This window comes from Ferribacterium limneticum (assembly GCF_020510565.1).
Classification (GTDB): Bacteria; Pseudomonadota; Gammaproteobacteria; order Burkholderiales; family Rhodocyclaceae; genus Azonexus; species Azonexus limneticus_B.
In genome coordinates this window covers 1694949-1709460 of sequence record NZ_CP075189.1, presented here as the reverse complement: position 1 = coordinate 1709460, position 14512 = coordinate 1694949, and the positions used below count along the sequence as shown (strand labels likewise).

The window sequence follows — 14512 nt, the reverse complement described above, 5'->3', positions numbered from 1 at the left end:
CTTATTCCTCTTCATCCGAATCAATAATTTGGTCGATGATGGCTTCTGCCAACTCATCGACTTTCAGTTTACGTTGTTCAGTGCCGGGCTGACGCAGCGACTTCAACTGAGCTTCTCCGGTCGACGCTTCGTCATCGCCAATAATCACCGCGAAGGCTGCACCGCTGCCATCGGCTTTTTTCATCTGCGATTTGAAGCTGCCACCACCGCAGTGTTGTAGCACGTCGATCCCTTGGTCGCGCAAACCTTCAGCGACACGAAAGGCAAGGCGAGCTGCTTCTTCGCCCTGATGTACGAGGTAAACATCCGGCGTCGGCGCTGCCGGCTCGCCTCCGGAGTCCCTGATCAGGGCGATCAGGCGTTCGACACCCATGGCAAAACCGCAGGCTGGCGTCGGCTTGCCGCCGAGTTGCTCAACCAAGCCATCGTAACGGCCACCGGCGCAGACCGTACCCTGGGCGCCCAGTTTGTCGGTCACCCATTCGAAAACGGTAAGGTTGTAATAATCGAGACCACGGACCAGGCGAGGATTGATCTTGAAGGGGATGCCGGCATCACGCAAGACACGCTGCACGCCTTCGAAATGGGCCAGCGATTCGGCACCGAGGTAGTCGATAAGCTTCGGCGCAGCGGCGCACAGGTCCTGCATGGCCCGATTCTTGGTATCGAGAATCCGCAGCGGGTTGGTATGCAGGCGACGCTTGGCATCTTCGTCAAGCAAATCCGCGTTTTCCTCAAAGTAGGTAATCAAGGCGGCGCGATGCTGGGCGCGCTCCTCCGATTGACCAAGGCTGTTGAGCTGCAGCTCGATGCCATCCAGCCCGAGGTCGTTCCACAGACGAGCGCCCATCAGGATCATTTCGGCATCGATATCCGGGCCGAGCATACCGAAGGATTCGACCCCGACCTGATGAAACTGGCGATAGCGGCCCTTTTGCGGGCGCTCGTGGCGGAACATCTGGCCAATGTAGTAAAGGCGCTGAGTCTGCCGAGCGGCCAGATTGTGTTCTATGACGGCGCGCACGCAACCGGCCGTGCCTTCCGGGCGCAGGGTCAGCGCTTCGCCGTTGAGACCATCGATGAAGGAATACATTTCCTTCTCGACGATATCGGTCACTTCGCCGATGGCGCGCTTGAAAAGCGGCGTCGGCTCGACGATGGGCATGCGGATCGGGCGATAGCCGTAGCCCTTCAGCCACGACCGGATGGTGTCCTCGAACAGTTCCCAGAATGCGGCTTCGTCGGGCAGGATATCGTTCATCCCGCGGACGGCTTGCAAGGTTTGACTCATGACTTCAGTTTCTTGGTGTAGGTGCGCTCGACATAGCGCTCGATGATTTGCTTGAATTCGTTGGCAATGTTGTCGCCCTTGAGGGTGACGGTCTTCTGGCCATCCTCGTAGACTGGTGCCGATGGTGCCTCACCGGTCCCCGGCAGCGAAATGCCGATATTGGCGTGCTTCGATTCGCCAGGGCCATTGACGATGCAGCCCATCACGGCCAGTGTCATGTTCTCTGCGCCGTCGTAACGTAGCTTCCATTCTGGCATTTTGGCGCGGACAAAATCCTGCACCTCACCGGCCAGTTCCTGAAACAGGGTGCTGGTCGTCCGGCCGCAACCGGGACAAGCCGCGACCATCGGCGTAAAGGCGCGCAGACCCATGGTTTGCAGGATCTCTTGGCCAACGATGACTTCCTGCGTGCGCGAACCACCGGGTTCCGGCGTCAGCGAAATACGAATGGTGTCGCCGATGCCTTCCTGCAACAAAACGGACAACGCTGCGGTCGATGCGACGATTCCCTTCGAACCCATGCCCGCTTCGGTCAGACCAAGGTGCAGCGCATAGTCGGCACGCTTCGAAAGCTCGCGATAAATGGCGATCAGGTCCTGAACACTGGAGACCTTGCAGGACAGAATGATTTTTTCACCAGCCAAGCCAACCTCTTCGGCCTTGGCAGCAGATTCGAGAGCCGATGTCACCATTGCATGGCGCATGATCTCGGTCGCATCCAAAGGCTGCGGTCGACCGGAATTTTCGTCCATTATTCGAGCCAGCAGTTCCTGATCGAGGCTGCCCCAATTGACGCCAATGCGCACCGGCTTGTCGTACTTGCAGGCCAATTCAACCATCTGGGCGAACTGCTCGTCCTTCTTTTTGCCGAAACCGACGTTGCCCGGATTGATCCGATACTTGGCCAGCGCCTCGGCACAGGCCGGATGCTCGGTCAGCAGGCGATGACCGTTGTAATGAAAATCACCGATCAGCGGCACGTTGCAGTTCATCCGGTCAAGGTGCTCGCGGATTTTCGGCACGGCGGCAGCGGCTTCGGGCGAGTTCACCGTGATGCGCACCAGTTCGGAACCAGCCCGTGCCAGTTCGGCGGTTTGCAAAGCGGTGGCCAGATAGTCGGCGGTATCGGTGTTGGTCATCGACTGGATGACCGTCGGGGCATCGCCCCCCAGTTTCACATGCCCGACGAAACAGGACCGGGTCAAGCGTTTGGCAACTGCGCTCACGGCTTACTCCAGAACCAGACGGGCCACATCGCCACGCATATGCGGAGCCAGATCAACCGCCTGTCCATGCCAGAACACACGGACACCCGGCGCGTAGCCGATAGTAATGGAAAGTGGTCCCTGCCCGGATAGTGCCTGTTCTGTACCTGCCGTCAGCTTCTGGGAAAATACGACCTTGTTGTCGCGATCCCGAACTTCAAGCCAGGAGTCTTTCTCGAACAGGAAACGCATCTGCGGCGCATTGGCCGGCGCTACGCCAGACTCCCGCAATTCCGGGTTGGCCGGAGACGCAGATGAGGGCGTTTGCACCTCGGCGGGCGCAAGCACTTGCGGGTTCATGACCTGCTGTGGCGTCGCCCCAGGCGGAAAAACCGGCTCGACAGCAGTGGCAACTGGCGCAGCTGTCGATACTTCCGGCTCCTTGCGGGCCAGTGAGTCGAGCAAAGACTGCGTGCTTTCGCGCAGGGACGAAAGATCGCCGGGCATCAGGAAATACGCCAATGCTGCCAAGACGACCGATCCAGCCCCGATCAGCACGAACAGCTTGCTGCGCTGGGACCCGGCGCTGCCGGAATGCGGCATCGTAGCGGGCGTCATCTCCGAAACACCCAGGCTATTGACCGGCTTTTCCAGTACATCGTCCAGTTGCGCCATCAGAGGCACCGGATCAATCTGGATCAGGCGGGCATAATTGCGGACAAAACCACGAATGAAGGTATTGCCCGGCAGACCTTTCCAGTCGCCGCCCTCAAGCGCTTCAACCTGCCGCGGCCCGAGCTTGAGCGTCTGGGCGATATCCGCCACTTCCAACCCGCGCGCCTCGCGCGCCAAACGTAACTGCTCGCCGACTGGCGGCCCGGACATCACAACAACCTCCTCGGCGACGACGTCCTGAATATTCACCTGCTCACTCATTCAAAATTGCCTTTCAGGAATTCCTGATACTCCTGCGATGTCGGATAACGCCCGCGCAGTTGCGAGGCATAGCCAGCTTCACCTGCACGGTTACCCTGCTTGCGTTCGAGACGCAGACCAAGCCAAAGGGCATCAGCCGTTGGCGGCTCCATCATTTTCAGCGCTTCGGCCAGATAGATACGTGACTCTTCAAAATTTCCGCGCTTGTAAAAAATTTTGGCCAGTTGCAGGCGTGCCGGCACGGCCCCATCGCGCGAAAGCTGCAAGGCCTTGAGCAGGTAATCCTGCGCGCCATCGAAATCCCCCGCCTTGAAAGCACAAGCGCCGGCATTGGTGTAGGCCTTGTCCGGTGTCTCGTATAACGGGCTCTTTAACGCATTGAGAAAATAGGCGATGGACTGACGTTCCTTGCCCGTTTCGCAGAGGTACCAGCCGTAGTTGTTATTGACCTCGGGATCGTTCGGCGCAAGGTTCAGCGCCTGCCGAAAATCGTCTTCCGCCTTGTCGTACTCTTTCAACGAGAGGCGGACCAGCCCACGCACGCTATAAGCCTGAAAATAACCGGCGTCCGCACTCAGCGCGATGCGCAGCTCATCAAGCGCGACCCCCGGATTTCCGGCCTGAAAATACATTGACGCCAGTTCGGTATGAATCTTCGCCCGATTCCGGGGATCGCTCGGAACCGTCGACTGACCGGTTGCCGAGGGATTAAAGTCGTATTGGGCTTGAACAGGCAAAACGCAGAGCGCGCCCAGAAAAACACCGGCAACCCGGCTTTTCAGCGAAAAGAATTTCACGATCTTGCCTCCACTAAGGGAATCACTCGTCCGGCGGTACGCTTGGTTTTATCCAGCACTTGCCCGGCCAACTGGCCACAGGCGGCATCGATGTCGTCACCGCGCGTCTTGCGCGTCGTTGTCACAATACCGGCCTGCATCAGGATATCGGCAAAGCGGCGCACCCGCTCGGCCGGTGAACGCTTGAACGGCGAGCCTGGGAAGGGGTTGAAGGGAATCAGGTTGAACTTGCAATGGACCGACTTGACCAACGCCAGCAATTCGCGGGCGTGGGCGTCACTGTCATTGATGCTGTCGAGCATGATGTACTCGAAGGTAATGAAGTCGCGTGGCGCCTTGTCCAGATAACGCTGGCAGGCCGCCATCAGTTCTCTCAATGGATATTTCTGGTTGATCGGCACGATCTGGTCGCGCAGCTTGTCGTTCGGGGCGTGCAGCGAGACGGCCAGCGCCACCGGGCATTCGTTGCCGAGACGGTCCATGACCGGCACGAGGCCCGAGGTGGAGACGGTGACACGGCGGCGTGACAGACCGTAGGCGTTGTCGTCTAGCATCAGCTTCAAGGCGGCAACAGAATTTTCAAAATTGGCGAGCGGTTCGCCCATGCCCATCAGGACGACGTTGGAAATGACGCGTTCGTCGCCATGGACCGCACCGAGTGCGTGATTGGCCTGCCAGAGCTGGCCGATGATTTCCGCCACCGTCAGGTTGCGGTTGAAGCCTTGCTTGCCGGTCGAGCAGAAGGCGCAGTCGAGGGCGCAGCCAGCTTGCGTCGAAATGCACAGCGTACCGCGGTCGTCTTCGGGAATGAACACCGTTTCGACGGCATTGCCGTTGCCGACATCAATCAGGAACTTGCGCGTGCCATCATCCGACAGCTTGTCGGAGACGATGGCCGGCGGCGCCACGACCGCCTTCGCCTTGAGCTTCTCGCGAAGGCTCTTGGCGATGTCGGTCATGGCATCGAAGTCCGCCACGCCGGAACGATGGATCCAGCGCAAGACCTGCTTGGCGCGAAAGGGCTTTTCGCCCTGTTCGGCAAACCAGGCAGTCAGGCTTTCGCCATCGAAATCCAGCAGATTGACGGTCATTCGGTTTTGATTAGCGACCAGCGTAGACGTTCAGACCCGGGAAGAAGAAAGCAACTTCCACGGCGGCGGTTTCCGGGGCATCAGAGCCGTGCACGGCGTTGGCGTCGATCGATTCAGCGAAGTCGGCGCGGATGGTACCGGCGGCGGCTTCCTTCGGGTTGGTGGCGCCCATCAGTTCGCGGTTCTTGGCGATGGCGTTTTCGCCTTCGAGCACTTGAACCATGACCGGACCGGAGGTCATGAAAGAAACCAAATCCTTGAAGAAAGGACGGGCCTTGTGCACGGCGTAGAACTGGCCGGCTTCCTGTTCGGACAACCAGACCATCTTGGAGGCAACGATCTTCAGACCGTTGGTTTCGAAACGGGAGTAAATCTTGCCGATAACGTTCTTGGCAACAGCGTCAGGTTTGATAATGGAGAGGGCGAGTTCGATAGCCATTTAATTGCTCCGCAAAAGCTAGTCAGTTGAAAAACGGGCAATTTTAGCAGATTCAGAACACGAACGCCCGAATCACTGTGCTGGCGATTTCTCGCCTTCCGGCTTGTTCAGCGGCTCGCGCAACTCGGCGAAGTTGCGTGGCGCGACGTATTGCAACAGCTCCTTGCCATCGCCGTCGACCACCACATCAAGTCCTTTTTCCGGGTAAAGCAGATGGACCCGTTTCTCCGACACGGCCAGACGTTCGCCCGGCTGCCCGAAGCGCTGGATCACCGTCGCTTCATCAAGATTGACCGACGGAATGACACTGATCGCCTTCACTGGCATTTTTTCAATCGCAGCCAGGTCATCCGGGTTCAATGTGATTTTGCGCGTCGTGCTTTCCATGTGCTTGGCCTTCAGGGCACGCTCACGCATTTCCAAAATTAGCTCATTTTTCGCGTCGACCGTGACAATCACCTTGGCCAGCACAAAACCGAGCGCCACTTGCGAGTAATAACCTTCCAGCGTTCCCATTTCGTTCGGCTCGGCGATGATTGCCACATCCATCTCGCTACCGAACTTCTGGCGCACCTCGCCCACAGTACTGACACCCGGCCGCAGACCGAAGACCGAACTGCCCCCCTGAGCATCGACTTCGATTTGCCAGGGCAGGTTGGCATTGGGATCGACGCCTTCCTGCTTCCCCAGCCCCGGAACCAAAAAGGGAACTATCAAAGCAATGGCGATCAGCGCGATCATCGAGAGTGCGAATTTCATGATTTCCTAACGGACTTTCCGGGGACAGGATTGTGCCACACCCACCCCACAAAAAAACAAGCCCCGAACAGGGTCGGGGCTTGTCGATTGCGGGAGGGGCAGCCTTAAATCATACCCATCGTCCGCGGCAACCACAGCGAGAGGTCCGGCCAGTAAGTAACAACCATCAGGAAGCAGAGCATGGAGAGCAGCCACGGCCAGACAGCTACGGTCAACTCGGTAATACCCATCTTGGTTATCCCCGACGCGACATAGAGATTCAAGCCGACCGGCGGATGGCACATGCCAACCTCCATATTCACCACCATCAGGATACCGAAATGCACCGGATGGATGCCGAGCGCAATCGCCACCGGGAATAGAATCGGCGCGAAGATCAGGACAATCGAAGACGGCTCCATGAAATTACCGGCCAGCAGCAGAATCACGTTAACCGCGAGCAGGAAGGTAATGATGCCCAGCCCGTTACCCAGCATCCAGTCAGCCAGCGCTTGCGGGATGTTCTCGTTGGTCATGATGAACGAGAACAACACGGCGTTGGTGATGATGTAGAGCAGCATCGCCGACATGTTGGCCGAATTGAGCAACACCTTCGGCACATCCTTCAAGCCCAGATCCCTGTAGATGAAAACGGCACAAATAAATGCGTAGACCGCAGACATCGCCGCCGCTTCGGTCGGCGTGAAGATACCGGTGTAGATACCGCCCATCACGACGACGATCAGCAGCAAGCCCCAGACCGAAGCACGGAAGGCTTTCCAGCGCTCGCCCCAGGTTGCCTTCGGCTGACGCGGATAATCAAACTTCTTGGCGCGATACCAAGTGACGCCACCCAGCACGCCAGCCAAGGCCAACCCGGGAATCACCCCGGCCATGAACAAGGCACCGACCGAAGTATTGGTCGCCACCGAGTACATCACCATGACGATGGACGGCGGAATCAGGATACCAAGCGCCCCGGAAGTCGCAATCACGCCAGCCCCGAACTTGTTCGGGAAGCCCGCCTTGACCATCGCCGGCAGCAGGATGGAACCGATCGCCACGACCGTCGCCGGACTGGAGCCCGAAACGGCAGCAAACAGTGCGCAGGCCAGCACGCCAGCCAGACCGAGACCGCCATACCAATGACCCACCATTGACGTGGCGAAGTTGATCATCCGTTTCGCCACCCCGCCGTGAGTCAGGAAGTTGCCAGCGAGGATGAAGAACGGAATCGCCATGATTTCGAACTTCTCAATACCGGTAAATAGTTTGAGCGCGACCGACTCAAGCGGCACCTCGGTCATCGTGAACAGGAAGGTCAGTACCGTCAGGCCGAGCGAAATCGAGATCGGCATGCCGGTCAGCATGAGCACGGCCAGCAGGCCGAAAATTACCAGGGCGTTCATTGCTGGCCTCCTTTGTTGTCGTCGTTGGTGCGGCGTTCAGCGGTGCGACGCTCGTTTTCCGGTGCGTTCGCCTCACCCTGCCGACGATCTTCACCCGTGCGGCGCTCACCAATCATCGGGTGCTTGAGGTCGTGCATGTGGAGGTTGTCGTCCATGCCATAGAGATTGACATCGACTGGTGGCGTCTCATCTTCCAGACCATCGACGTGGCCATGGTCATGGTGCGGCAGTTCGCCGGTACGAATGAACGACAGACAAACTTGCAGGAAACGGAAGCACATCAGCGACGAACCGAGCGGAATGGCACTGTAGACAATCCAGGTTGGCCATTCGAGATCGGGCGTCGTCGGACCTTCATAGTTGTCGCCGGTATCGATACCGAGGAACTGGAAGATGGCGTAGTGCGCCCCGTTTTCCCAAACGAAATGACCGCCCAGCGTCGCCACGATGCCAGTAAACAAGGCTCCGGCCAGCAAGCCGAAAACAATGGCCTTGCCCCGAGCGCTGTCGTCGAGACGGTTGATCAGCACATCGACCCCGACGTGGATGCCGGTACGCACCCCGTAGGCCGCGCCGAACTTGGCCATCCAGACGAACATGATGATGCAGAGCTCTTGAGCCCAGCCGAAATCAAGCGTCAGCAACCAGTCCTGCAGGCCAGGAATATCCTGACCGGCCAGATAGCGATGCATGACGGAGACGAAAATAATGAGTGTGGCCGCTCCCATCAGGAAAGTGACCAGCAACTCTTCAAGATGATTCAACGCCTTGTTGATCATGACTAGTTCCCCGTTGTGACGCGGGGGCCGCAGCCCCCGCGTTCGTGTTGCTGCTGTTAGAGGCTATCCGGCTTGAACCCGGTGTCTTTGTAGACCGCCTGGATGACTTCCTTGCCAACGCGGCCTTCCATCTTCTGATGAACCGGGACCAGCGCCTTCTTGAAAGCCAGACGCTCTTCCTTGGTCGGCACATAGACCGTCGTCTTGCCACTCTTCTTCACAGCCTCCAGCGCGCTGTCGTTTTCAACCTTGGCGATCTGGTTGGCGTAACGGGTTGCCTGCTCCATGGCATCCGTCAATTGAGCCCGAACGTCAGCCGGCAGACCATCCCAGAACTTCTTGTTAACAATGACCGCATAACCCAGGTAACCGTGGTCGGTCAGGGTCAGATGCTTTTGCACTTCATGCATCTTCTGGGTGTAGAGATTGGAAATCGGATTTTCGGTACCATCGACCACGCCAGTCTGCAGTGCCTGATACACCTCGGAGAAAGCCATCACCTGGGGCAAACCACCCAGTGCGCGAATTTCTTCTTCAAGCACCTTCGACGACTGGATACGCAGCTTTTTGCCCTTGAGGTCAGCTGGCGACTTGATCGGAGAATTCAGCGAGAACGACTTGAACCCATTGTCCCAGTAGCCCAGACCACGGATACCCTTGGGCTCGAGCTTGGCCAGCAACTGCTTGCCGACTGCGCCGTTGGTTACCTTGCGCAAGCCATCGTAGTCACTGAAGATGAACGGCAGGTCGAATACTTCGAACTCCTTGACACCAAGCGGGCCAAATTTGGCCAGTGAGGGTGCCAGCATCTGAACGGCGCCCAGTTGCAGCGCTTCCATTTCTTCCTTGTCCTTGTACAAGGTCGAATTGGCATAGACCTCGACCTTGACCTTGCCCTTGGTCAGTTCGCCGGCCTTCTTGGCGAACATTTCGGCCGCCTTGCCTTTCGGCGTGTCGGCCGCCACCACGTGGCTGAATTTGATGACGATGGGGGCTTGGGCATAGGCGGCCAGCGACAGCGCGCCGGCAAACAGGGCAACCAACAGCTTGGATACTTTCATTGTTTTCTCCTCCGGATATGGAATAGCGAAATTTAAAAATTTCGGCTGAGTGAAATTATTACGAAAGATATAACCGCTGCGTATTGTGGTTTTCCACATACCGGTTGCCCATAAAAAAACCGCCGGACCAGCCGGCGGTTTGTTTGGAAACGCCAATCGCGATCAGTGATGCTCGACGATCGGCCGCGGCACGTGGGGAATGAACACGTCCGGCGCATCATCGAGAACCAGCTCCGGGTTTTCTGCCTCATCTGTTGTTTCGTTGTTGAGAACAGCATTCATCCGCGGGACATCGAGCGCATTGCACCATTTGGCGACCACCAGCGTAGCGACGCTATTGCCAATGAAGTTGGTCAGCGCACGGGCCTCCGACATGAAACGATCAATACCGAGAATCAGCGCCAGACCGGCCACCGGCACCGTACCGACGGCTGACAATGTCGCCGCCAGCACGATGAAGCCGCTGCCGGTGACGCCGGCTGCGCCCTTGGAGGTCAGCAACAAAATGAGCAGCAAGGTGATCTGCTGACCGAGATCCATCGGCGTATTGGTGGCTTGGGCGATGAACACGGCGGCCATGGTCAGGTAGATCGAGGTGCCATCAAGATTGAACGAATACCCCGTCGGCACGACCAGACCAACCACCGATTTCTGGGCGCCGGCGTTTTCCATCTTGGCCATCAGACGCGGCAGCGCCGATTCCGAAGACGAGGTACCAAGCACCAGGAACAGCTCTTCCTTGATGTACTTGATCAATTTAATGATGGAAAAGCCGTGGACCGCAGCAATGCTGCCCAGCACACCCAAAATGAAAATCACGCAGGTCAGGTAGAAAGCACCCATCAGACTGGCCAGCTGCGTCAAGCTACCGAGGCCATGCTTGCCGATGGTGTAAGCCATCGCACCAAAGGCGCCGATCGGGGCGACTTTCATGATCACGCCAACGATACCGAACAGCACATGCGACAACTTTTCAATCAGCTCGAAGACCGGCTTGCCGCGCTCGCCAAAGGCATGCATGGCGTAACCGAAGAGAATCGAGAAAAACAACACCTGCAGCATGTCGCCCTTGGCAAAGGCATCGACGACACTGGTCGGGATGATGTTGAGCAGAAAATCAACTGTGGACTGCATCTTGCCCGGCTCGGCATACTTGGCGATGCCCTTGGTATCGAGCGTCGCAACGTCAACGTTCATTCCGACACCAGGCGCCCAGAGATTGACAACGATGAGGCCGATGATCAGCGCAACGCTGCTCACCACCTCGAAATAAAGTACGGCCAGGCCACCGGTCTTGCCGACCTTTTTCATGTCTTCCATACCGGCGATGCCGACAACGATGGTGCAGAAGATGATCGGGGCGATGATCATCTTGATCAGCTTGATAAAGCCATCGCCGAGCGGCTTCATCGCCGCGCCGGTTTCGGGATAGAAATGACCGAGGGCAACGCCAATGATGATGGCGACGATCACCTGAAAATAGAGACTCTTGAATATCGTTCTTCTGGCCATGGAATTTGCGCTCCTCTGATGGCGGGTTCCGGAAAAGTCCGGAAAACGGGCGGCAGTATCTCCAAGCCGCCATCGCGCGACCATTGTGGATATCCGTGTTGTGGAAAACCACAATCAACCAGCCCGAAAAAACGTGGTGTACCATTTTGCAAATGAATCACACGCTTCCGAATACGTCTGGCAGTTCGCGCCGGCTACGCTGGCTGCTTGCCTTGCCCAAGCTGGGCATCGTGCTGCTGCTCGTTGCCGTACTCACCCTGATCTGGCTGCTGCACCGCAACGAAGCAGAGGAAGAGCGCTCGGCCTTGATCAAGGACGTGCTCTGGCTGGAACAGAATCTGCGCTTTCACCTTGATGGCAACGAAGAACAGATGCAGCAACTGGCGCTGGACATGGCCAATTCGGCGAATCGCCAGAAGCTGTTCCGGCTACGCGCCGAGCACATTTTGAAAAACTCGCCGGATATTGCCCAAGTGCTCTGGCTGGATACCGGCCGGCAGGTGCTTGACGCCTTGCCGACCACAACGCCGCCGGATAGCGAGATCGAATCATTCGGTCCCTCCGTGGCAGCCAAGGCTTTCGAATTAGCCAGCCGGCTGGGCAAACGGCAATACACCGAGCCCTTCTTTCTTGAAGGCAACCGCGCCTTCGTCGAACTGCTCGTTCCGGTCTTCAATGAGCGTCGCATAACAGGCATGCTCGTCCTCTTGTATCCACTGGATACACTCCTCGCCAACCAGGTTCCATGGTGGTTTACCGAGAAATACAAAGTCGAGATTGTCGACGACAACGATCTCCAATTCGCCACAAAAACTCATATTTCCGGCAACCGCAGCCAGAGCTACGAAATCCCCTTCGACCCCCCCGGATCCGGACTGTTGCTGCGGGTAACAAACTACAACGCCCCGGATAACTCACTACAACGCCTGCTGGTTGCCGCCATCATCTTGCTCGCTGCCGGGGTCTTCTGGAGCCTGTGGCTGGTTCGCGACCTGATGAAAAAACGTTCTCTTGCCGAAGATGCGCTTCGGGAAGAACATGCCTTCCGGGCCGCCATGGAAGACTCGCTGACCGTCGGCATGCGCGCTCGAGACCTGCTCGGACGCGTCATCTACGTTAATCCGGCCTTCTGCAGAATGACCGGATTCAATGCCGGCGAACTGGTCAACCAGGCGCCGCCGATGCCCTATTGGGCACCGGAGCAACTGGAAGAAACCTATGCCATGCACCAGACCGTACTGGCTGGCGAAGCACCAACAGACGGCTTTGAAATCACCTTCATGCGCAAGAACGGCGAGCGTTTCCACGCACTTGTCTACGAGGCCAAGCTCATCGATGGCAGCGGAAGACATACCGGCTGGATGGCCTCGGTACTCGACATCACTGAACGAAAACGAGCCGAAGAACTGGCACGCCAGCAACAGGAACAACTGCAATTCACTTCCCGCCTGGTCACCATGGGCGAAATGGCGTCGACGCTTGCCCACGAATTGAATCAGCCACTTGCTGCCATCGCCAGCTACAACACCGGTTGCCAGAATTTGCTTGGCAGCGGCAAGGCCACGCCACAAGATATTCTGCCGGTTCTGGAAAAAATCGGGGTGCAAGCCCAGCGCGCTGGCAAGATCATCCGCCGCGTCCACGACTTCGTCCGCAAGAGCGAACCCAAACGCGCGCCCTGCCTGCTCGGCGATGTCCTTGAAGATTGCCTGGGTTTCGTCGAAGCCGAGGCGCGCAAGCGACATGTCCGGATTGAATGCTCCATACCGCAACTCCCCCCCATCCCGGCTGACCGACTGATGCTGGAACAAGTCCTTCTGAACCTGATCAGGAATGGCATGGAAGCGATGTCCGCCAACGATGAACCCAATCGCACACTAAAAATTGCCACCGAAATCGTCGAAAACGAACTGCATGTCAGCGTCAGCGACTGTGGCAGTGGCATCGCTCCAGAAATCCGCGACAAGTTATTTACCGCCTTTTTTACGACCAAGCCCGAGGGCATGGGTATCGGCCTGTCGATCTGCCGCTCCATCATCGAATTTCACCGCGGCCGATTGTGGGTCGAAGACAATCTGCAGTCGCCAACCGGAAGCGGTACGATATTCATCTTCACCCTGCCGATGGAGACCGCATGAGCGCCCCCCAAGCCCACCTGGTCGATGACGACGATGCTATCCGTGACGCCCTGGCCTGGCTACTGACCTCGCGCGGCATTCCTTATGCCGCCTATGATTCGGCCGAAAGCTTTCTCGCTGCCTGGACTCCTGCCACCAGCGGCTGCGTCGTCCTCGACATGCGAATGACCGGCATCAGCGGCCTCGACTGCTTTGATCAATTGCTCGAAAGAAAATCGGCGTTGCCAGTAATTTTTCTGACTGGCCACGGCGATGTCCCGCTGGCAGTAAGCACGCTCAAGAAAGGCGCCTTCGATTTCTTCGAAAAGCCCCTCAACGACAACGATCTGGCCACGCGCATCGAGGAAGCGATGGCCCTCGACGCGCGCCAGCGTGCGGCCAATGCTACGGTCGACTCGGTAAAAGCACGAATTTCGACATTGACCACGCGCGAGCGGCAAATCATGGAACTCGTTTTACTCGGCAAATTCAACAAGGTCATCGCCGACGAATTGAACATCAGCATGCGCACCGTCGAGGTGCATCGAGCCAATCTTTTCGACAAAATGCAGGTAAAAACCGCGGTCGAACTAGCCAATCTGCTTAAACCCTGATGCCGATGCTTCCCCTGCGCTTCTTTTTTCGCTAGCATCACGCCACACTCACGTCGCCAATCCGGCGCAAACTTACCGATTCGTTTCACCCATCCCATGAGGCAACCATGAGCGAGCACATCCATTACGTAACCGACGACACATTTGAAGCGGAAGTGCTGCAATCGCAGCAGCCCGTTCTCGTCGACTACTGGGCCGAATGGTGTGGCCCCTGCAAGATGATCGCTCCGATCCTCGACGAAGTGGCCACCGAATATGCCGGCAAACTCAAGGTTGCCAAGGTCAATATCGATGACAACCAGGGCACCCCGGCGAAGTACGGCATCCGCGGCATTCCGACCTTGATGATTTTCAAGAACGGCAACATCGAAGCAACCAAGGTTGGCGCACTGTCCAAGTCCCAACTCGCTGCTTTTATTGACAGCAACCTGTAATCTCCGTAGTCTCCCGGCCTGAAGGTGCGTCCTGCACTTTCAGGCAGATGCCCCCGGCCAAGTGCCCGGACATCACTCCCCACCCAAAA

Annotated in this window: 14 protein-coding genes; 3 read left to right on the top strand and 11 right to left on the bottom strand. The window is 57.6% G+C overall.

Features of this window, described 5'->3' with window-relative positions; all coding sequences use genetic code 11:
- Position 1: 1 nt before the first annotated feature.
- The 11 genes from hisS to KI610_RS08165 form a co-directional block, all read right to left on the bottom strand.
- Positions 2-1291 carry a histidine--tRNA ligase gene (gene hisS / locus KI610_RS08215; RefSeq protein ID WP_226498157.1) on the bottom strand — a complete coding sequence of 430 codons (1290 nt, stop codon included), beginning with the start codon at positions 1289-1291 and terminating at the stop codon, positions 2-4.
- Positions 1288-2517 (bottom strand): flavodoxin-dependent (E)-4-hydroxy-3-methylbut-2-enyl-diphosphate synthase, encoded by a 1230-nt coding sequence (ispG, locus tag KI610_RS08210; protein ID WP_226498156.1) that lies wholly within the window; start codon positions 2515-2517, stop codon positions 1288-1290. The genes hisS and ispG overlap by 4 nt, the downstream gene beginning before the upstream one ends.
- A gap of 3 nt (positions 2518-2520) precedes the next feature.
- Positions 2521-3432 carry a RodZ domain-containing protein gene (locus tag KI610_RS08205; protein WP_226498155.1) on the bottom strand — a complete coding sequence of 304 codons (912 nt, stop codon included), beginning with the start codon at positions 3430-3432 and terminating at the stop codon, positions 2521-2523.
- The gene (pilW, locus tag KI610_RS08200) at positions 3429-4229 is read right to left on the bottom strand and encodes a type IV pilus biogenesis/stability protein PilW (RefSeq protein WP_226498154.1); all 801 of its coding nucleotides are present in this window, start codon (positions 4227-4229) and stop codon (positions 3429-3431) included. The genes KI610_RS08205 and pilW overlap by 4 nt, the downstream gene beginning before the upstream one ends.
- Positions 4226-5320, bottom strand: coding sequence for a 23S rRNA (adenine(2503)-C(2))-methyltransferase RlmN (rlmN, locus tag KI610_RS08195; RefSeq protein WP_226498153.1), 1095 nt, complete (start codon positions 5318-5320; stop codon positions 4226-4228). Before rlmN ends, pilW begins: the two co-directional genes overlap by 4 nt.
- Before the next feature lie 10 nt (positions 5321-5330).
- Complete coding sequence (ndk, locus tag KI610_RS08190; RefSeq protein ID WP_226400694.1) at positions 5331-5759, bottom strand: nucleoside-diphosphate kinase; 429 nt, start codon at positions 5757-5759, stop codon at positions 5331-5333.
- A gap of 72 nt (positions 5760-5831) precedes the next feature.
- Complete coding sequence (locus tag KI610_RS08185; RefSeq protein WP_226498152.1) at positions 5832-6518, bottom strand: hypothetical protein; 687 nt, start codon at positions 6516-6518, stop codon at positions 5832-5834.
- 104 nt (positions 6519-6622) lie between these two features.
- Positions 6623-7906 (bottom strand): TRAP transporter large permease, encoded by a 1284-nt coding sequence (locus KI610_RS08180; protein ID WP_226498151.1) that lies wholly within the window; start codon positions 7904-7906, stop codon positions 6623-6625.
- Complete coding sequence (locus KI610_RS08175; RefSeq protein WP_226498530.1) at positions 7903-8682, bottom strand: TRAP transporter small permease; 780 nt, start codon at positions 8680-8682, stop codon at positions 7903-7905. Before KI610_RS08175 ends, KI610_RS08180 begins: the two co-directional genes overlap by 4 nt.
- A 59-nt stretch (positions 8683-8741) precedes the next feature.
- Entirely contained in the window at positions 8742-9746 is a 1005-nt protein-coding gene (locus KI610_RS08170) for a TRAP transporter substrate-binding protein (protein ID WP_226498150.1), read from the bottom strand.
- Between the two features lie 162 nt (positions 9747-9908).
- The gene (locus KI610_RS08165) at positions 9909-11258 is read right to left on the bottom strand and encodes a dicarboxylate/amino acid:cation symporter (protein ID WP_226498149.1); all 1350 of its coding nucleotides are present in this window, start codon (positions 11256-11258) and stop codon (positions 9909-9911) included.
- A 152-nt stretch (positions 11259-11410) separates the two neighbouring features.
- On the opposite strand from KI610_RS08165, the gene KI610_RS08160 reads away from it, so the two are divergent.
- The 3 genes from KI610_RS08160 to trxA all read left to right on the top strand — a co-directional run bounded on the left by KI610_RS08160 (position 11411) and on the right by trxA (position 14423).
- On the top strand, positions 11411-13396 hold the full coding sequence (locus tag KI610_RS08160; RefSeq protein ID WP_226498148.1) for a sensor histidine kinase: 1986 nt from the start codon (positions 11411-11413) through the stop codon (positions 13394-13396).
- Entirely contained in the window at positions 13393-13989 is a 597-nt protein-coding gene (locus tag KI610_RS08155) for a response regulator transcription factor (protein WP_226498147.1), read from the top strand. Before KI610_RS08160 ends, KI610_RS08155 begins: the two co-directional genes overlap by 4 nt.
- 107 nt (positions 13990-14096) lie before the next feature.
- Positions 14097-14423: a thioredoxin TrxA gene (trxA, locus tag KI610_RS08150; protein ID WP_226498146.1), complete on the top strand. Its 327-nt coding sequence runs from the start codon at positions 14097-14099 to the stop codon at positions 14421-14423.
- Positions 14424-14512 lie beyond the last annotated feature (89 nt).